We start from the raw sequence: 19,636 nt of genomic DNA on the forward strand, positions 1-19,636 counted from the left end.
GGGAACAGGCCACGTGGTGGGTTGTTGTCTCTGGTGCCAGGCGCGGCCTGGTCTTGCATACCGGCCATCGTGTGTGGTGGTGCTGGTGTGGGGCTGGGGGTTGCGGGTTGGTCGTTTGTTGAGAATTACACAGTGGACGCGAGCATCTTTGTGGTCAAGTTGTCAAGGGCGAACGGTGGATGCCTTGGCACTAGGAGCCGATGAAGGACGTGGGAGGCCGCGATAGGCCTGGGGGAGCTGTCAACCGAGCTGTGATCCCAGGGTGTCCGAATGGGGAAACCTGGCATCAGTCATGTGGTGTCACCTGCACCTGAACTCATAGGGTGTGTGGAGGGAACGCGGGGAAGTGAAACATCTCAGTACCCGCAGGAAGAGAAAACAATAGTGATTCCGTGAGTAGTGGCGAGCGAAAGCGGATGAGGCTAAACCGGCTGCGTGTGATACCTGTCAGGGGTTGCGTGGTCGGGGTTGTGGGACTCTGCTGATCGGACTGACATTCGGTCGAGAAGTGATAAAGCCAGTTGTTAGCTGAATGGTGTGGAAAAGCCAGCCGTAGACGGTGATAGTCCGGTAGGTGAAAACTTCTGGTCTTCTGTGGATGTTCCCGAGTAGCGGCGGACCCCTGAAATCTGCCGTGAATCTGCCAGGACCACCTGGTAAGCCTAAATACTTCCTAGTGACCGATAGCGGACGAGTACCGTGAGGGAATGGTGAAAAGTACCCCGGGAGGGGAGTGAAATAGTACCTGAAACCGTTCGCCTACAATCCGTCGGAGCCTTTAGGGGTGACGGCGTGCCTTTTGAAGAATGAGCCTGCGAGTTAGTGGCATGTGGCGAGGTTAACCCGTGTGGGGTAGCCGTAGCGAAAGCGAGTCTGAAGAGGGCGTTGAGTCGCATGTTCTAGACCCGAAGCGGAGTGATCTAGCCATGGGCAGGCTGAAGCGCGGGTAAGACCGCGTGGAGGGCCGAACCCACCAACGTTGAAAAGTTGGGGGATGACCTGTGGTTAGGGGTGAAAGGCCAATCAAACTCCGTGATAGCTGGTTCTCCCCGAAATGCATTTAGGTGCAGCGTTGCGTGTTTCTTGCCGGAGGTAGAGCACTGGATGGTCTAGGGGGCCTACAAGCTTACCGAAATCAGCTAAACTCCGAATGCCGGTAAGTGAGAGCGTGGCAGTGAGACTGCGGGGGATAAGCTTCGTAGTCGAGAGGGAAACAGCCCAGATCACCAGCTAAGGCCCCTAAGCGTGTGCTAAGTGGAAAAGGATGTGGGGTCGCTTAGACAACCAGGAGGTTGGCTTAGAAGCAGCCACCCTTTAAAGAGTGCGTAATAGCTCACTGGTCAAGTGGTTCCGCGCCGACAATGTAGCGGGGCTCAAGCACACCGCCGAAGCTGTGGCATTCACGCGTGTACTTCGCTGACTCTTTCGAGGGTTGGTGCAGGTGTGTGGATGGGTAGGGGAGCGTCGTGCCGGGGGTGAAGCAGCGGGGTGACCCAGCTGTGGACGCGGCACGAGTGAGAATGCAGGCATGAGTAGCGAAAGAAGGGTGAGAAACCCTTCCGCCGGATGACCAAGGGTTCCAGGGCCAGGCTAATCCGCCCTGGGTGAGTCGGGACCTAAGGCGAGGCCGAGAGGCGTAGTCGATGGACAACGGGTTGATATTCCCGTACCCGCGAAGGAGCGCCCATGATGAACCTCGTTGTGCTAACTGCCCGAACTTGGTGAGGTTTTCGGACTGATCTGAGGGAGCGCGGGAACCTGGCGGGTAGTAGTCAAGCGATGGGGTGACGCAGGAAGGTAGCTGATCCCGGCCGGTGGTTGTGCCGGGGTAAGCGTGTAGGCTGCATCATAGGTAAATCCGTGGTGCGTGTGGCTGAGACGTGATGCCGAGCCGATTCAGGTGAAGTCAGTGATCCTATGCTGCCGAGAAAAGCCTCTAGCGAGCTTCTAGCGGCCCGTACCCTAAACCGACACAGGTGGTCAGGTAGAGAATACCGAGGCGATCGGGCGAACTGTGGTTAAGGAACTCGGCAAATTGCCCCCGTAACTTAGGGAGAAGGGGGGCCGGAGACGTGAAGCTCTTTTCGGGTGGAGCGTTGTATGGCCGCAGAGACCAGGGGAAAGCGACTGTTTACTAAAAACACAGGTCCATGCGAAGAAGTAATTCGATGTATATGGACTGACGCCTGCCCGGTGCTGGAACGTTAAGGGGACCGGTTAGCTCTTCGGGGCGAAGCTGAGAACTTAAGCGCCAGTAAACGGCGGTGGTAACTATAACCATCCTAAGGTAGCGAAATTCCTTGTCGGGTAAGTTCCGACCTGCACGAATGGCGTAACGACTTTCCTACTGTCTCAACCACAGGCCCGGCGAAATTGCATTACGAGTAAAGATGCTCGTTACGCGCGGCAGGACGGAAAGACCCCGGGACCTTTACTATAGCTTGACATTGGTACTCGAATTAGCTTGTGTAGGATAGGTGGGAGACTGTGAAGCTGGTACGCCAGTATCGGTGGAGTCGTTGTTGAAATACCACTCTGGTTGATTTGGGTTTCTAACTTCGGACCGTGATCCGGTTCAGGGACAGTGTCTGGTGGGTAGTTTAACTGGGGCGGTTGCCTCCTAAAGGGTAACGGAGGCGCCCAAAGGTTCCCTCATCCTGGTTGGCAATCAGGTGTTGAGTGTAAGTGCACAAGGGAGCTTGACTGTGAGACTGACAGGTCGAGCAGGGACGAAAGTCGGGACTAGTGATCCGGCACTTGCGTGTGGAAGCGGTGTCGCTCAACGGATAAAAGGTACCCCGGGGATAACAGGCTGATCTTCCCCAAGAGTCCATATCGACGGGATGGTTTGGCACCTCGATGTCGGCTCGTCGCATCCTGGGGCTGTAGCAGGTCCCAAGGGTTGGGCTGTTCGCCCATTAAAGCGGTACGCGAGCTGGGTTTAGAACGTCGTGAGACAGTTCGGTCCCTATCCGCCGCGCGCGTAGGATACTTGAGAAGGGCTGTCCCTAGTACGAGAGGACCGGGACGGACGAACCTCTGGTGTGCCAGTTGTCCCGCCAGGGGCACGGCTGGTTGGCTACGTTCGGAAGGGATAACCGCTGAAAGCATCTAAGCGGGAAGCTCGCTTCAAGATGAGGTGTCCCACCCATTTTGTGGGGTAAGGCTCCCAGTAGATGACTGGGTTGATAGGCCGGAGATGTAAGCCAGGTAACTGGTTCAGTTGACCGGTACTAATAGGCCGAGGACTTGACTTCGAAGATGTACGCGTCCACTGTGTGATTCTGGGCAAACGAACACTGTGTGTGTTTGGTTTGTTGTTAGGGTTACGGCGGTTATGGCGGAGGGGAAACGCCCGGTTACATTCCGAACCCGGTAGCTAAGCTCTCCAGCGCCGATGGTACTGCACTCGTGAGGGTGTGGGAGAGTAGGTCACCGCCGGACATCTTACAGTTGAGGGCCGCTCCCTGCGGGGAGCGGCCCTCAACTGTGTCTGCCCGCCGTACTTTGGCTAGGCGGCATCAGGGAGGATGGAGTCGTGAACCCAACTGGGCAGGATGGCGACCGACCTCGCCGCACCGACGAACGACACGGTCGCGCCGGCGGCTTCAGCCGCGGCTACGGCGGCAGCCGGGACGACCGTGGCGACCGGACCCCGCGCCGGGACGACCACGACACCGGGCGGCGCGGTGGCGAGCGCGGTGCGGAGCGATTCCGTTCCGACCGCCGGCAACCGTTCGCCGGTGAACGCCGGGGTGGTGCCACCGGTAATGACGGTGACCGCCGCCGGGGCGGTTGGGACCGTGACCGCCGACAGCCCGACGACCGTAGGGCCGGCGGTCGTGACCGTGGCTACGTGCGCCGTGACGAGTCCGGTGCCGGCCGAGAGCCGTCCGGGTTCCGCCGGCGCGACGACAGCGCATCACGGCCGAACCGGGACCGACGCGGCGACTGGGAGCCGGCCCGCCGCCGTGACGACGACCGTCGGGGTGGCCGAGGGGAATTCGGTGGCGCTGCGGGGGACAGAAGCGGCGGTTTCCGCAGCGAGCGCAGGAGCTGGTCCGACGACGGCCGCCGCAGTGAGTCCCGCGGGGACCGAGGCTTCCGCAGCGACCGCCGGACCACGGGTGGGGACGGTGGCGAGCGCCGGTCCGACCGCGGTGGATTCCGGACCGGGGGACCTCGCACCCAGCGTGCTGACGGTGAGCGTCGGTCCGATGCCGGGCGGGGACGGGAGGACCGGCGCTTCGAGCAGCGGGGTGGTGACCGACGTACCGGGCAGGGGGACGAGCGGCGCGACCGTTCCCACGGTGATCGCCGCTCGGGCAGCTTTCCGACCACCGGTCGACCGGCCGACCGGAGAAGCCCTCGGTCCGAGGACCGGCGCCCGCATTCCGGTGACGCCGCCCGGTCCCGTGTCGACGGCGCGCCGGGGCAGTTCCGTAGGCGTACGGACGGTCCGACAGACCGGCCCTTCCGACGGGCATCGTCGGACCGTTCCGCAGCGGCCTCCGCCGCGCCGTACCGTCGGCGCGACGGGGACGGTGCTGACCGCAGGTCCGAACGTACGCCGCCGCCGGAGTTGTCCGACGATATCCTCGCCACCGACCTGCACGCCGAGATCCGGGCTGAACTTCTCGGACTGGCCCGACCGGTGGCCGACACGGTGGCCCGGCACCTTGTCGCCACCGGGCAACTGCTCGACGAGGAGCCGGAGACGGCGCTCGCCCACGCCTTAGCGGCACGTCGGCTCGCCGCCCGCATCGCGGCGGTGCGGGAAGCCGTCGGCTTGGCCGCGTACCGGGCCGGGCAGTGGCAGACCGCCGTCGCCGAACTCCGGACCTATCACCGGATGACCGGACGTCAGACGCACCTCGCCGTACTGGCCGACTGCGAACGCGCCCTCGGCCGGCCGGAGCGGGCGATCGACATATACCGTGGCGCGGATCGCGCCGGCCTGGACCCCGCTGCCGCCGTCGAGTTGTTGATGGTCGCCGCAGGTGCGCGTGGCGACCTGGGGCAGCCGGCCGCAGCGGTGGCGATGCTGCAGGTTCGAGAGCTGACCCTGGAGTCCGCCGAGCCATGGGTCTGCCGGCTCCGTTATGCGTACGCCGACGCGCTGCTCAGCGCTGGGCGTAAGGACGAGGCCCGGGAATGGTTCGCCCGGGCGGCCGAGGCCGACGAGGAAGCGGCAACTGACGCGACCGAGCGCCTTCTGGAAATCGACGGCGTACTGCTGACTGAGGACGAGACGGACGACGAGGCCGACGACGAGCCGGCCGCCACGCCACACCCTGGCAGCTCACCTCTCCGAAGCGCGGAAGAAGACCGGCCCCGATGACCCGAGCCGACGACGCCACCGCTGGGCGCTGCGGGCTGTCCGCCGCACACGACCTGGTGATATTTGATCTCGACGGGGTGATCTACCTGATCGACCGGCCCATCCCCGGGGCGGTCGAGGCAGTGGATCGGCTGCGGCGGGCCGGCCCGCCGGTCGCGTACGCGACGAACAATGCCTCCCGGCGTTCGGCCGACGTCGCCGGGCTGCTCCGTGGCATGGGGGTGCCGGCCACTGCCGACGAGGTGGTGACGTCGGCCGGTGCGACCGCCGCGCTGCTGGCACAGCAGTACGGTCCAGGAGCCAAGGCGCTGGTCGTGGGCGCGGACGCGCTGCGTGACGAGCTAACCGAGGCCGGGCTGGCGCTGGTCGCGGCGGCCGATGACAAGCCCGCAGTGGTGGTTCAGGGGTACGGCCCCGAGATCGGGTGGGCCGATCTGGCGGAGGCATCGGTGGCGATCCGGGGCGGCGCCGACTGGGTGGCGACGAACACCGACCGGACCCTGCCCAGTGCCCGGGGACCGCTGCCCGGTAACGGTTCGCTGGTCGCCGCGCTGCGAACGGCGCTGAACCGGGAGCCGGACCAGGTCGTCGGCAAACCGGAACCGGGTTTGTTCGTCACTACCGCTCGACGTGCCGGTGCTGACCGGCCGCTGGTGGTCGGTGACCGGCTGGATACCGACATCGAAGGGGCGAACCGCGCCGGCATGGCGAGTCTGCTCGTGCTGACCGGGATCAGCGACGCTCGGGAACTGCTGGCCGCCCCGCCGGCACGCCGGCCGACGTACCTGGCGGCGGACCTCGCCGGACTGTTCGCGACCGCGGCCGCCCGACCGATCGATGACGGGCCGACGGACGGTGCCGGGTGGCAGGTGCACCGCGACGGCTCGGCGGTGCTCGTTCTCGACGGCACCGGCGGTGACAGCGTGCAGGCGCTGCGGTTGCTCTGCCAGCACGCATGGCAGGGCGACCCGGTGACCGAGGTGCGATGCGAGTCCGCCGCAGCCGAGTCGGCGCTGCGCGTCCTCGGGCTGGCGTGACCTGACGTGCTGGGGTGGTCCGACGTTGGGCCGCAGCCTACGCTGACCGGGGATTGGGTCGCCGGGTGAGCCGGGCCGGCGGACGCGGACCTAGCCGTGGAGCGGGTCGGCCCACAGCAGCTTTCTGAGCTTCAACAGGTCGAACGGGCTGGCGCTGACCGACAGCCGTCGGGCCGCCAACGCGCGACCTACGTCGAGGTCGCCACGGACCAGCGCGAGCAGGTCGTCACTGCCGATGTTCATGGCGATCTTGGCCTTCGGGTCGTCCCCGTCGGCGAGGTCGACGAGACGACCGTCGGTCAGCCGTCCGTGGAACGCGGCGCCGAGGTCGGTGATCCGGCAGGCGAGGGTACGGTCCAGGTTGACCCGTTCGCGTACCTGGTCGGCGTTGCCCTCGAGCCGGGTGGCGAGCTCCCGCAGTGCCTGCCGACACTCGTCGATGCTGGCCACAATCGCACCTCCCGGGCTTCGCGGTGGGTCGCGGTGCCCGGCTGGGCACCGCGACCGGTGGTCGCACCACCGGTGTTCAGCACAGGCACCGTACCGCACCGCGGCGTCGCGTCCCGGTAGCGTGTCAACCGAACATTCTCCGCGGTGAAGGAGTCGGACCATGCGTGACGCCTGGCGGGCGTACCTGGAACTGGCCCTCGGCCTGACCGAGGCGTCCCGGAAGAAGGCCGAGCAGACTGCGCGGTCGTTGGTCGGCAAGGGCGGGGCGACCGCCGCCCAGCTGCAGGCGGTGGCGGAGGACCTGCTGTCGGCCGGCACCGCGAACCGTGAATCACTCACCCGGCTGGTGCGGGCGGAGGTGGACCGGGCGCTCGGCGCAGTGGGCCTGGTAAAGGCCGAGGAAGTCGTGGCGCTGCGGGACCGGATCGACCGGCTGGAGGCCGACATGGAGCGGGCCCGGAGCCGGGCCGCCGCCGCTTCGGCGGCCGCCGCCACAGCCGAGGCGGCGATTGCGCCGTCCGCCGGTCCGGGGAGGGGCAGCACCGGTGGCGCGGCGGGCGAGCCGGCGACCGCAGCCACCGGACAACCGGCGCAGCGGACCGGGGCCGAACCAGCGGTGGCCAGCAAGGCGGTGGCCAGGAAAGCCGCGGCGAAGAACACGGTCGCAAAGAAGGCAGTGGCGAAGAAGGCCGTCGCCAAGAAGGCCCCGGCCAGCAAAACGGTGGGCCGCAGATCCGTCGACGGCTCGGCGGGTGGGCAGTGACCGGCCCGGTGCCGGGGCCCCCATCCGGTGGCCGGGTTTCGCCGACCCCACCCGGTGCGGCCGCCGCGTCGGGCACCGCGGCGGTGGACGGCACAGTCGGCGGTACGCACGTCACCGCCGGCGGTACCGATACCCGGACCGGGCACCCGGCGGTCGACGCGGCCATCGAGGCGGTCCGTAACGCCGCTAATCTGCCGCCGGCCGACCAGATTGCCCAGTACGAAGCGGCGCACGGCACCCTGCAGGAAGCTCTCGCCACCATCGACCAGGCCTGACCGGCCGAGATCCTCCCCGGAGTCGCATGGCACGCCGTAACCGCCTCGATGTGGAGCTGGTCCGCCGCGGACTCGCGCGGTCCCGTGAACAGGCCGCGGAGTTGATCGCGGCCGGGCGGGTGGAGGTGCGCGGCGTCGCCGCCGCCAAGGCCGCAGCGATGGTCGACCCGGCGGAGGCAGTCCGGCTGCTCGGCGAGAACCCGGCGGACGGGTACGTCTCTCGGGGTGCGCACAAGCTGATCGGCGCCCTGACCGGCACCGAAGTCGCGGTCGCCGGTCGGCGTTGCCTGGACGCCGGGGCCTCGACCGGCGGCTTCACCGACGTGCTGCTGCGGCGTGGCGCGGCCGAGGTGGTCGCGGTGGATGTCGGCTACGGACAGCTGGCCTGGTCGCTGCGGGGCGATCCGCGGGTACGCGTCCACGAACGAACCAACGTCCGTGCCCTCACCGCCGACCGGATCGACGGCCCGGTCGGGTTGACCGTGGCGGATCTGTCGTTCATCTCGCTGCGACTGGTCCTTCCCTCGTTGGTCGCCTGTACCGAGCCGGACGGCGATCTGTTGCTGATGGTCAAGCCACAGTTCGAGGTCGGCCGGGAGCGGGTCGGTTCCGGCGGGGTGGTGCGCGATCCGCAGTTGCGCGCCGAGGCGGTGCTCGCGGTCGCGCAGGCCGGTGCCCAGCTTGGCTTCGGCGTGTCGGCGGTGGTCGCCAGTCCACTACCCGGCCCGCGGGGCAACGTCGAGTTCTTCGTCTGGTTCCGGGCCGACGCGCCCCCCGTCGACCCGATCCGGGTGCGGGCTATCGTCGACGCCGGTCCGGCCACGGAAGAAGGTGGAGCGCGGTGAACGCGACAGTCCCGACCGGCGGGGCGCCGATGGCCCCCCGCGGTGCCAGAGCGGCGCTGCTTGTCACCCACACCGGTCGGCGGCGCAGCACCGACCATGCCCGGACCGTCGCCGCCGACCTGATCGAGGCGGGTTTCGAGGTACGGGTGGTCGCCGAGGAGGCCGACGATCTGGATCTGCCCGGGGTGCAGCCGGTCGGTGGTCCGGCGGCTGCCGACGGGGTGGAGATCGTGTTCGCGCTCGGCGGTGACGGTACCTTCCTGCGCGCCGCGGAGCTGGCCCGTCCGGCGAAGGCCCCGCTGCTCGGGATCAACCTCGGCAAGGTCGGGTTCCTGGCCGAGGCTGAGATCGGTGATCTGGACCGGGCGGTCCGGCAGGTGGTGGCCTGTGACTACACCGTGGACGAACGGTTGACCCTGGACGTGCGGGCCGAGCTGGAGTACGGCGTCACCATCGACTCGTGGGCGCTGAACGAGATCAGTGTCGAGAAGGGGCAGCGCGCCCAGATGCTGGAGCTGATGGTCGACGTGGACGGCCGACCGTTGTCGCGCTACGGCGCGGACGGGGTGGTCTGCGCTACGCCGACCGGGTCGACCGCGTACGCGTTCTCGGCCGGCGGTCCGGTGGTGTGGCCCGAGGTCGAAGCGCTGCTGCTGGTGCCGATCAGCGCGCACGCGCTGTTCAGCCGGCCGCTGGTGACCGCGCCGAGCTCCACCTTCGTCATCACCGTCGACCCGTACACCACGTTCGCGGTGCTGTGCTGCGACGGCCGGCGGGTCTACGATCTGCCGCCCGGTGCGCGGGTGACGGTCCAACGGGGCGACCTGCCGGTGCGGGTGGTCCGGCTGCATCCGCGACCGTTCAGCGACCGCCTGGTCGCCAAGTTCGATCTACCGGTCAACGGTTGGCGGGGTAACCGGCGCTGACCGCCCCGGGTAGTCAACGTCGCGGCCCGCTACTACTGTCGGTGGCTGTGCTGGAAGAGCTGCGCATCACCGGGCTGGGCGTCATCGAGGACACCACGCTGCCGTTGACCGGCGGCATGAATGTGATCACCGGTGAGACCGGGGCCGGCAAGACGATGGTGGTGACCGGGCTGGGGCTGCTGCTCGGTGGCCGGGCCGACGCCGGGCGGGTCCGAGCGGATCCTGGCCGGGCGGTCGTCGAGGGCCGGCTGCGGCTGGTCGGTGCCAGTGGAGCCGTGGTGCGCGAACGGGTCGTAGACGCCGGAGGCGAGCCTGACGAGGACGGTGTCCTGCTGCTCAGCCGTACGGTGACCGCTGAAGGACGGTCCCGGGCGCACGTCGGCGGCCGCGGCATGCCGGTGTCGGTGCTGAGCGAGATCGGCGCCCAGGTGGTCGCCGTGCACGGGCAGTCCGACCAGTTGCGGCTGCTGCGCCCGGCTGAGCAGCGGGCGTCGCTCGACCGGTTCGCCGGGGCCGACCACGACAAGCTGCTCGCGGCCATGCGGGAGACGTACGGTCGGTGGCGCCAGGTCAGCGAGGATCTGGCCGACCGGCGGCGCAACGCCCGCGAGCGCAACCAGGAGGCAGACCTGCTCCGGCTGGGTCTCGACGAGATCACCCGGGTCGATCCGCAGCCGGACGAGGAGACCGCGCTCAAGGCCGAGGCGCAACGGTTGGAGCACGCCGAAGGGCTGCGTACCGCCGCCCAGCTCGCCGCCCTCGCTCTCGCCGGCGGCACCGAATCGGCCGACGACACGCCGGACGCGACCGGTCTGCTCGGCACCGCCCGCCGGTCGCTGGAGGCACAGGCCGGCGTGGACCCGACGCTCGGTGAACTGGCGGCCCGGGTGACCGAGGCGGCGACCCTGGTCGGCGACGTGGCGGCGGAGCTGTCCGGGTACCTCGCCGCGCTGGACGCCGACCCACAGCGTCTGCAGGTGGTCTACGAGCGGCGGATGGCGCTGCGCGGGCTGACCCGCAAGTACGCCGACGACGTGGACGGGGTGATCAGCTGGGCGGAGCGGGCCCGGTCCCGGCTGGCCGAGTTGGACAGCTCCGACGAGCTGCTGGACGAGCTGGACCGGGAACGTGCCCGGTTGGCCGACGAGGTGGCGGAGCTGGCGGCCCGGGTGTCGGCGGCCCGTCGGCAGGCGGCGGCGCGTTTCGCCGAGTTGGTGAGCGTGGAGCTGGCCGGGCTGGCCATGCCGCACGCCCGGATCGAGGTCGCGGTGCTCGCCCGGCCGGTCGGTCGGGGCGAGCCGACGTTGACCGTCGACGGAGCCGAGGCCGGTGTCGGCCCGGACGGTGCCGACGAGGTCGAGCTGCGGTTGCTGGCGCATCCGGGTGCGCCGCCACTGCCGTTGCAGCGGGGTGCCAGCGGCGGCGAGCTCTCCCGGGTGATGCTCGCCATCGAGGTGGTGTTCGCCGGAGCCGGCGGCCCGCCGACACTGGTGTTCGACGAGGTTGACGCCGGGGTGGGTGGGCAGGCCGCGGTGGAGATAGGTCGTCGGCTGGCCCGGCTCGCCCGTAGCCATCAGGTGCTGGTGGTGACGCACCTGCCGCAGGTGGCGGCGTTCGCCGACCGGCACCTGGTGGTGGCGAAGGACACCGGGGGAGCGGTGACGACCAGCGGCGTGCGGGTGGTCGAGGACACCGACCGGGCGCGGGAACTCGCCCGGATGCTCGCCGGGCTACCCGACTCGGATCTGGGTATCGCGCACGCGGAGGAACTGCTCGCGGTCGCCGCTCGCGATCGACGGGGTTGACCTGCCGGAGTCGGCCCGGTGTGTCTGACCTGCCGGTAGTGGCACAGCGGGCATGTCGTGTCGGTGTTCACCGCCCAACATGCCAGGATGGTAGGGATGCGTCTACCCACCTTGCGTCGAGCCCGTAATCCCGAGCCCGGAACGATCTCCGGCACGGCTCGGCTCGACCGCCGGACGAAGCGCCTTGCCGGTCGGCTCCGGCCAGGTGACATCGCCGTCATCGACCACGTGGACCTGGACCGGGTCGCGGCCGACTCGTTGGTCGCCGTCGGCGTGGCCGCAGTCCTCAACGCCAAGCCGTCGGTCTCCGGCCGGTACCCGAACCTCGGTCCGGAGGTGCTGATCCAGGCGGGTATCCCCCTGGTCGACGGCCTTGGTGAGGACGCGTTCGAGAAGATTCGCGAGGGCGACACGGTACGGGTCGACGGGGCCGGGGTCTTCGTCGGTGACGACCGGGTGGCGTCCGGGGTACGCCAGGACGCGGATTCGGTCGCCAAGGCGATGGCCGAGGCCAGGGAAGGACTCTCGGTCCAGTTGGAGGCGTTCGCCGCCAACACGATGGAGTACCTCAAACAGGAACGGGACCTGCTGCTGGACGGGGTCGGGGTACCGGACATCGAGACCAGGATCGCTCGCCGGCACTGTCTGATCGTGGTCCGGGGTTACGACTACAAGGCAGACCTGGACGTGCTGCGGCCGTACATCCGGGAGTTCAAGCCGGTCCTGATCGGTGTGGACGGGGGAGCGGACGCGCTGGTCGAGGCCGGCTACACCCCCGACATGATCATCGGGGACATGGATTCGGTCACCGACGACGTGCTGCGCTGCGGCGCCGAGGTGGTCGTCCACGCCTACCGCGACGGCCGGGCGCCGGGCATGGACCGGGTCCGCGAACTCGGGGTGGAGGCGTTGACCTTCCCGGCGGCGGCGACCAGCGAGGATCTTGCCATGCTGCTCGCCGACGAGAAGGGCGCGTCGTTGATCGTCGCGGTCGGTACCCACGCCACGCTGGTCGAGTTCCTCGACAAGGGGCGGGGCGGGATGGCCTCCACCTTTCTGACCCGGTTGAAGGTCGGCGGTAAGCTGGTCGATGCCAAAGGGGTGAGCCGGCTGTACCGGCAGAGCATTTCCGGCTCGTCGTTGCTGCTGCTGGTGCTCTCCGCGATCGCAGCCATGGCGTCCGCCGTGGCGGTTTCCACGGTCGGTAAGGCCTATCTCGGGGTCGCATCCGAGTGGTGGGACAATTTCGTCTTCCAGTTGGGTCAGCTCTTCTAGCGCGGACGAAACTGCTGGTCAGCGCAGACGGATCGGAGAAGGCGGCAAGTGTGATCAACTTCCGTTACCACGTGGTGTCGCTCACCGCGGTGTTCCTCGCCCTGGCGATCGGCCTCGTGGTCGGCACCGCTGCGCTGAACGGCCCGGTTGCCGATTCTCTGAGCGACAACGTGAATGCGCTCCGCAAGGACAACACGCAGTTGCGGGAAACCGTCAACTCGCTGCGCGAGGAGGTCAACCGTGAGGAGGACTTCGTCGCCGAGGCCGCGCCGATCCTGCTCGCCGACAAGCTCGCCGGTCGCCGGTTGCTGGTGGTCTGTCTGCCCAGCGGCCGGGACCACGCCGAAGGCGTGATGGCCGCGCTCGACCTCGCCGGAGCGACGTTGACCGGCCGGATCGACGTGCAGGACAAGTTCGTCAACCCGGACAACAGTGTCGAGTTGCTGGAGCTCGCCACGGCGGCGGCCCGCCCCACCATCCCCACCGCCGGACTGCCCGGTAACAGCGACGGGGTGGAGACCTCCAGCGCGCTGCTGGCCAGCGCGCTCATCGACCGAGAGGAGCCGCCGGCAGTCGAACCGGCGGACCTGGCGGCGCTGCTCGACGCGTACGGCGACGCCGGCTACATCACCGTCGAACAGGAGGTCACCGGACCTGCTGAGGCGGTCGTCGTGGTCAGCGGGCAGCCGTACGTCGACCGGGACGCCGCCAAGAAGGACGCTGCGGTGGTCACCATGGTGGTGCAGTTCGACCGGGTCAGCCAGGTCGTGGTGGCCGGGACCGGCTCCAGTGACGGGAACCTGGTCTCCGCGGTCCGCGACGACCCCACGCTGACCCAGTCGATCTCGACCGTCGACAACGGCAACACGACCGCCGGCCAGTCGGTGACGGCGCTCGCCGTGGCCGAGCAGTTCACCCTCGATCAGGCCGGGCATTACGGGCTTGGCGCGGGTGCCACGTCGTTGATGCCGAAACGTCCCGAATAGCACCCTGTCGACGGAGTGAAACCCCTGATGCCGAATCGTGGCCTGCTGGGCCTGTTGCTGCTCGGTGCCGCCGGTGCCGCCGCCGCCCGCGTCGCACTGCGCAGCGCCAAGCGGATCGCACCCGGTGGCGCATTGGAGCGCACCAACTTCCGGGGCCGTTCGGTGAGCCTCGCCGGCGGCCCGGCCCTCGCCGCCGCCGCGTCGACCGCCGCCGCGTTCGGGGCCGCGAGCCCGCCTGCCGCCGCAGCGGCGCTGGTCGCCGGTGCCGGTGCCGGAGCGGTCGGGCTCTACGACGACATCGTCGGCGCCCGACCGGACCAGCGGGCGGCCAAGGGCTTCGCCGGGCATCTCTCGGCGCTGCGGTCCGGCCGGGTGACCAGTGGGCTGGTCAAGATCGTGGGGGTCGGCGCCGCCGCCACCGCCGCGGCCGCGCTGCTCGCCGCGGACCGCCGGGACACCGCCCGCCGACCGGTCACCCGGGCGGCTGACGTGCTGCTCGGTGCCGGCGTCATCGCCGGCACCGCCAACCTGGTCAATCTGTTGGACCTGCGTCCCGGGCGGGCGGCCAAGGCCGGGCTGCTGATCGCCGCCCCGTTGCTGGCCGGCCCGACGGCGGGCACCGCCGCGGGGACCAGCGGCGCGGTGCTCGGGCTGCTCCGCGACGATCTCGACGAGCAGGTGATGCTCGGCGACTGCGGCGCCAACGCGCTGGGTGCCCTGCTCGGGGTCGCCGTCGCGCAGCGTACCGGGCCGGCCGGCCGCGCGGCCGTGCTCGCCGTGCTCGCCGGGCTGACCGCAGCGAGCGAGCGGGTCAGCTTCACCCAGGTGATCGCGCGCACCCCCGGCCTGCGTGAGCTCGACGCCCTAGGCCGCCGGACACCCTGACCAGGACGCGGCAATGACCAACTCGGCGGTCGGCACCCGGGTCGCCGGTGCTGCGGCGCTGATCGCGGTGCTGACCGTGGCGAGCCGGCTGGCCGGGGTCGGCCGTACCGCCGTCTTCGCCTGGTCGGTGGGGCCGACCGCGCTGGGCGACATCTACCTCGCCGCCAACACGATCCCCAACATCATCTTCGAGATCGTCGCCGGGGGAGCGCTGGCCAGCCTCGTGGTGCCGCTGCTCGCCGGCGCGGTGGCCGCCGGTGACCGTAGCGGCGTGTCCGCGACCACGTCGGCGCTGCTCACCTGGACGCTGGCCCTGCTGGTCCCACTCGCGGTACTGCTCGCGTTCGCGGCCGGGCCGATCGTGCGGCTGCTCGACGCCGACGCCGGTCCCGCGCAGATCGACGCCGGCACCCTGATGCTGCGGCTGTTCGCCCCGCAACTTCCGCTGTACGGGATCGCCGTGGTGCTCACCGGAGTGCTGCAGGCGCACCACCGGTTCGCCTGGCCGGTGATCGCCCCGCTGCTGTCCAGCGTCACGGTGATCGGCACCTACCTGACCTTCGCCGCCACCGAGGGACGGCTGGCCGACCTGCCCGGGGTGGGCGCGTCGGGCCAGCTGCTGCTGGCCGCCGGTACCACCGGCGGTGTGGCCGTGCTGTCGCTGTGCCTGTTCGTGCCGCTGCGCCCGCTGGGTCTGCGGCTGCGACCCGGCCTACGGTTCGTCGGCGCGGCCCGCGACGCGGTCGGCCCGCTGGCGGCGGCCGGCGCGGTGACTGTCGGCGCGCAGCAGCTCGCCATACTGGTCGCGGTCTGGCTCTGCTTCGCCGGTGGCGCGCCGCAGGGCAGCGTCGTGCTGTTCACGCTGGCCCAGACGGTGTTCCTGCTGCCCTGGTCGGTGCTCGCGGTGCCGCTGGCGACTGCGGCGTACCCGACCCTGGCCGCAGCCCACAGCCACGGGGACATCGCCGGGTACCGGTCCAACCTCGGTCCGGCCGTGCGCGGCGTGGTCCTGCTCTGCTGTCTCGGCGCGGCCGTCCTGGTCTCGGTCTGCCTTCCGGTTGCGGCCTTCCTGGTCCCGGCCGGGCAGGCCGGGACGCTGGCCGCCGGCATCGCCGGCTTCGCTCCGGGCCTGATCGGCTACGGCATCTTCGCGATCGGCTCCAGGGCGCTGTACGCGGCCGGCCGCCCGGCGCCTGCCGCCGCAGCGGTAGCCGGCGGCTGGAGCTGCGTGCTGGTTGCCGCGCCGGTGCTGTCGCTGGTGCTGCCGGACCGCGACCGGGTCCCCGCCTTGGCGCTGGCCAACGCGCTGGGCATGTTGGTGATGGGGCTGCTGCTGGTCGCGGCGCTCCGCCGGGTCGGCGGTGGCGCGGTGCTGACCGGGCTCGGCCGGGCGACGGCGACCGGTCTGGTAGCCAGTGCCGCCGCGGCGGCTGCGGGCGCCGGCGTGGCGCACCTGACCGGGCCGGGGCCGACCACCCCGACCGTGCCCGGTGTGCTGCTGCAGGGCATGCTGTCCGGGGTGACCGGGTTGGCGGTCTTTCTCGCGGTGGCCCTGCCTGCGGACCGCCACGATCTGCGGCCGATGGTTGTTGGTGCGGTGCGCCGGACCTGGCGACTGGCGGCCGGGTGGCGACGGGACAGGAAGGGGACGGAGTCGCGGTGAGTGATCCGACGGACGACCGCTGGGCCGGTGCGGTCCTGCTGCTGATCGGCTCCAGCACGGGCGGTATCGGCCAGCACGTCGCATCCCTGAGCCGCGGCCTGGTGTCGGGCGGGGCGCGAGTGACCGTGTGTGGTCCGCTCGCTGTCGAACAGCAGTTCCGGTTCACCGCGTCCGGTGCCCGGTTCGTCCCGGTGGAGATCCCGGCCAACCCGACCCTGGCCGACGCCCGCGCGGTGACCGCGATCCGCCGCGTGCTCGCCGACGGGGCCGACGTGGTGCACGCGCACGGACTCCGCGCCGGATTCGTCGCGGCGCTCGCCCGACCGTCCGCGCCGATCGTGGTGACCTGGCACAACAGTGTTCTCGCAGGTGGACTGCGGGGGCGGCTCGCGCGGCTGGTCGAGCGGCGGGTGGCGCGGGCCGCCCAGGTGACCCTCGGCGCCTCCGCCGACCTCGTCGAGCGGGCGTTGGCGCTCGGCGCGCCCGATGCCCGGCTCGGCCCGGTGGCGGCGCCGGAGTTGCCCGCGCCGAGACGCAGCCGTGCCGCGGTTCGCGCGGAGTTCGGTGTCGGCGCCCGTCGACCCCTGGTGCTCTCGGTCGGCCGGCTGCACCCGCAGAAGCGCTACGATTTGCTGGTCGACGCCGCCGCCGGGTGGCGCGAACTGACCCCACCGGCGCAGGTGGTGATCGCCGGAACCGGGCCCAGTTACCTGTCCCTGGCGGCGCAGATCTCGGCGGTACGGGCCCCGGTCACCCTGCTCGGCCACCGTCATGACGTGGCCGACCTGCTACTCGGTGCCGATTTGGCGGTCGTCAGCAGCGACTGGGAGGCTCGACAGCTGTTCGCCCAGGAGGCGCTGCGGGCCGGCGTACCGTTGGTGGCGACCGCGGTCGGCGGGTTGCCCGAACTGGTCGGAGACGCCTGCCGGCTGATTCCGCCCGGCGACCTGGCCGCACTGGACGGCGCAGTGCGTGAGTTGCTGAGCGACCATCAGCAGCGGGCCGACCTGGCCGATCGTGGACCCCGGCAGGCCGCCGGCTGGCCGACCGACGCGGACAGTCTCGACCTGGTCCGATCCGTCTACCGGGAGTTGACCGACGGGCGGGGCGTCGCCGGCGGGCGGAAGGTAGCCGGCGGTCAGTCGGTGCCGGGCCGCCGCAACGGGCCGGCCGACCGCGACGACCGACCCGTGGACGGGAGCGGCTGATGCGTCACCGGGTCGTGCCGCTGCTGCTGATGTCGGCGCTGCTGGCCGCCGGCGTGGCGGCACTGGCCGACCGGCCGGCGGTGGGCACCTCCGGCCGCAGCGCCGACTACGTGGTGATCGTCGGAGTTCCGGGCCTGCGCTGGGACGACATCGACCGGCGGACGACGCCGACGCTGTGGCGGCTGGCGGAGCGGGGTTCGATCGCCTCACTGTCGGTGCGGTCCGCGCAGCGGCCGACCTGTCCGGCCGACGGCTGGGTCACCCTCGGCGCCGGCAACTACGCGGCGTACGACGGCACCACCGGCGACGGCACCTGCCCGCCGGCGCAGATCGCCGTCGAGCAACCCGACGGCATCGGCGGATACCTGACGTCGCAGCCCGCGACCGTACGCCTCAACCAGGAACGTCTCGCCTGGGGCGCGGTGCCCGGCGCGTTGGCCGAGTCGGTGCGGTGCACGGTGGCCGTCGGGCCGGGTGCCGCGCTGACCGCCGCCCGGCCGTTCGGCCGGGTCGACCGCTACGAGCCGGCACTCCCGCAGGACCCGGCTGACCTGCTCGCCTCCTGCGTGCTGAGCGTGGTCGACGCCGGAGTGGTCGCCGGTTCCGACCCGACCGAACGGTCCGCCGCCGCCCGGCGGGCCGACGCGACGCTGGCGCGGGTCCTGGCGGCCCGCCCGCAGCGCTCACTCGTGCTGGTCGCCGGGCTGGCCGGCACCGGCGCACCGACCCGGTTGCACGTCGCGATCGCCGACGGCCCCGGCTGGGACGCCGGGTGGATGACGTCGCCGACCACCGGCCGGGACGGCTACCTGCAGCTGGTGGATCTGGCGCCGACCGCGTTGCACGTGCTCGACCGGGACCAACCCGACGGGCTGTTCATCGGCCAGCCGGCGAGTTCGGCACCCGGCCGGCCGGAGGACCTCGCGACGGCGATCGCGTACCCGGCCGACGCCGACCGGGAGGCCCGCGCCCAGCGACGCGCCGCGGTCTGGTTCTTCGGCCTGCTCGCCGGGTTTCATACGGTCCTCGCCGTGGCCGTCGTACCGTTGCTGCGCCGGGTCCGACGCACCGCCGGGCGGTCCGGCCCGGACCCGGTCACCCGACGGGCCAACGCCGTCATGGAGGTGCTGCTGATCGCGGCCGCGCTCGTCATCCCGGCGGCGCTGCTGGCCGAGGTGGTGCCCTGGTGGCGCAGTGGCCAGCCAGGCCCTGCGTTGGCCGTGACCACGGTGCTGGCGGTCGCCGCCACGACGGCGGCGGTCCGGTTCAGCCGTTCCTACCGGCACACGCTCGCCCCGATGACGCTGGTCGCCACGATCGCGGCGGCGGTCGTCGCCGCCGACGTGCTGACCGGGGCCCGGCTGCAACTCAACGGCGTCACCGGGTACTCCGCCTCCGAAGGCGGCCGCTACGCCGGGCTCGGCACGGTGGGGCTGGGAGTGCTGATCGCCGGCACCCTGCTAGCCGCCGGTTGCCTGGCCCAGCGGGTCCGGCGGGGCTGGCGGGTGACGGTGGTGGTCACCATCGGTGGTGCAGCGGTGATCCTGGTCGGCAGCCCCTACCTGGGTGCCGATCCGGTAGGAGCGATCGCGTTGACCGCCGGGGTGGCGATCACGGCGGCGATCAGCACCGGTGGTTGGCTGAGTGTGCCCAGAGTGGCGTGGGCGACGATCGCGGGTCTGCTGGTGACCGCCAGCTTCGCACTGCTCGATCTGCAGCGGCCGGAGACCGAACGGGGCAGCCTGGGACGGTTCCTCTCCGCACTGGCCGATGGCACCGGCGGTCTCACCCTGCACCGTTCCTCGGCGGCCAACATGTCGGCCCTGCTGAGCAGCCCGTTGACGGTGCTGGCGCTGGTCGCCGCAGTACTCGTGTGGTTCGCCCTGCTGCAGCCGTGGGGCGGGCTGAAACGGCTGTTCGGCATCTACCCGGCGGTGCGGGCGGCGATGGCCGGCATCGCTGTGTCGTCGGTGATCGGCGGCGGACTCGCGGGTTCTGCGCTGGACGTGGCTGGTGCGGCGGCGGCGGTGACCGTGCCGCTGGCCGCGCTGGTGGCGTTGCGGGTGCTCGGGCACTCGGCGGACCGGACCAGACCGTCGACCGGCCCGGCGGGCTCGGCCGAGCAGATCCCGGCGAAGGCACCCGACGAGGTCAGCGGGTCCGCTGTTTCGGCAGGT

12 protein-coding genes, 2 rRNA genes and 2 pseudogenes are annotated in these 19,636 nt (G+C 70.3%); 15 read left to right on the plus strand and 1 reads right to left on the minus strand.

Translation table 11 applies throughout. The annotated features are described in order from the left end of the window. Window positions 1–152: 152 nt before the first annotated feature. The 4 genes and pseudogenes from O7621_RS19210 to O7621_RS19225 all read left to right on the plus strand — a co-directional run bounded on the left by O7621_RS19210 (window position 153) and on the right by O7621_RS19225 (window position 6,378). Window positions 153–3,257 (plus strand): 23S ribosomal RNA (locus O7621_RS19210). Between the two features lie 70 nt (window positions 3,258–3,327). After that, window positions 3,328–3,444 (plus strand): 5S ribosomal RNA (gene rrf, locus O7621_RS19215). 1,222 nt (window positions 3,445–4,666) lie between these two features. Next, window positions 4,667–5,272, plus strand: a pseudogene (locus O7621_RS19220) (Replicase polyprotein 1ab); the annotation flags it as partial. A 65-nt stretch (window positions 5,273–5,337) separates the two neighbouring features. Next, on the plus strand, window positions 5,338–6,378 hold the full coding sequence (locus O7621_RS19225) for an HAD-IIA family hydrolase (RefSeq protein WP_282230531.1): 1,041 nt from the start codon (window positions 5,338–5,340) through the stop codon (window positions 6,376–6,378). Between the two features lie 90 nt (window positions 6,379–6,468). Here the strand turns inward: O7621_RS19225 and O7621_RS19230 are convergent, their stop codons facing one another. Then, window positions 6,469–6,828 (minus strand): SCP2 sterol-binding domain-containing protein, encoded by a 360-nt coding sequence (locus tag O7621_RS19230; RefSeq protein ID WP_282230532.1) that lies wholly within the window; start codon window positions 6,826–6,828, stop codon window positions 6,469–6,471. 160 nt (window positions 6,829–6,988) lie between these two features. Here O7621_RS19230 and O7621_RS19235 point away from each other — a divergent pair, with 160 nt between their 5' ends. From O7621_RS19235 to O7621_RS19285, 11 genes and pseudogenes are all read left to right on the plus strand, one after another. Beyond that, window positions 6,989–7,591, plus strand: coding sequence for a hypothetical protein (locus tag O7621_RS19235; protein WP_282230533.1), 603 nt, complete (start codon window positions 6,989–6,991; stop codon window positions 7,589–7,591). Beyond that, complete coding sequence (locus tag O7621_RS19240) at window positions 7,588–7,866, plus strand: hypothetical protein (protein ID WP_282230534.1); 279 nt, start codon at window positions 7,588–7,590, stop codon at window positions 7,864–7,866. The genes O7621_RS19235 and O7621_RS19240 overlap by 4 nt, the downstream gene beginning before the upstream one ends. Before the next feature lie 26 nt (window positions 7,867–7,892). After that, window positions 7,893–8,711 (plus strand): TlyA family RNA methyltransferase, encoded by an 819-nt coding sequence (locus O7621_RS19245; protein ID WP_282230535.1) that lies wholly within the window; start codon window positions 7,893–7,895, stop codon window positions 8,709–8,711. 29 nt (window positions 8,712–8,740) lie between these two features. Beyond that, window positions 8,741–9,637, plus strand: a complete 897-nt coding sequence (locus O7621_RS19250; RefSeq protein WP_282234654.1) for an NAD kinase — start codon at window positions 8,741–8,743, stop codon at window positions 9,635–9,637. 47 nt (window positions 9,638–9,684) lie between these two features. Further along, window positions 9,685–11,442: a DNA repair protein RecN gene (gene recN, locus O7621_RS19255; RefSeq protein WP_282234655.1), complete on the plus strand. Its 1,758-nt coding sequence runs from the start codon at window positions 9,685–9,687 to the stop codon at window positions 11,440–11,442. A 96-nt stretch (window positions 11,443–11,538) separates the two neighbouring features. Then, window positions 11,539–12,717, plus strand: coding sequence for a putative cytokinetic ring protein SteA (gene steA / locus O7621_RS19260; RefSeq protein ID WP_282230536.1), 1,179 nt, complete (start codon window positions 11,539–11,541; stop codon window positions 12,715–12,717). A gap of 50 nt (window positions 12,718–12,767) precedes the next feature. Further along, a complete protein-coding gene (locus tag O7621_RS19265; RefSeq protein ID WP_282230537.1) occupies window positions 12,768–13,703 on the plus strand; it encodes a copper transporter in 936 nt (311 codons plus the stop codon). Window positions 13,704–13,730: 27 nt separating this feature from the next. Continuing rightward, the gene (locus tag O7621_RS19270) at window positions 13,731–14,588 is read left to right on the plus strand and encodes a hypothetical protein (RefSeq protein WP_282230538.1); all 858 of its coding nucleotides are present in this window, start codon (window positions 13,731–13,733) and stop codon (window positions 14,586–14,588) included. A 13-nt stretch (window positions 14,589–14,601) separates the two neighbouring features. Next, window positions 14,602–16,251, plus strand: coding sequence for a lipid II flippase MurJ (locus tag O7621_RS19275; protein WP_282230539.1), 1,650 nt, complete (start codon window positions 14,602–14,604; stop codon window positions 16,249–16,251). Then, window positions 16,248–17,459, plus strand: a complete 1,212-nt coding sequence (locus O7621_RS19280) for a glycosyltransferase family 4 protein (protein ID WP_282230540.1) — start codon at window positions 16,248–16,250, stop codon at window positions 17,457–17,459. Before O7621_RS19275 ends, O7621_RS19280 begins: the two co-directional genes overlap by 4 nt. Then, window positions 17,459–19,576 (plus strand): annotated as a pseudogene (locus tag O7621_RS19285) (hypothetical protein); the annotation flags it as partial. The gene O7621_RS19280 and the pseudogene O7621_RS19285, both read left to right, overlap by 1 nt. Window positions 19,577–19,636: the final 60 nt, after the last annotated feature.

Origin of the sequence: Solwaraspora sp. WMMD937 (genome assembly GCF_029581175.1) — a bacterium.
GTDB lineage: Bacteria > Actinomycetota > Actinomycetes > Mycobacteriales > Micromonosporaceae > Micromonospora_E.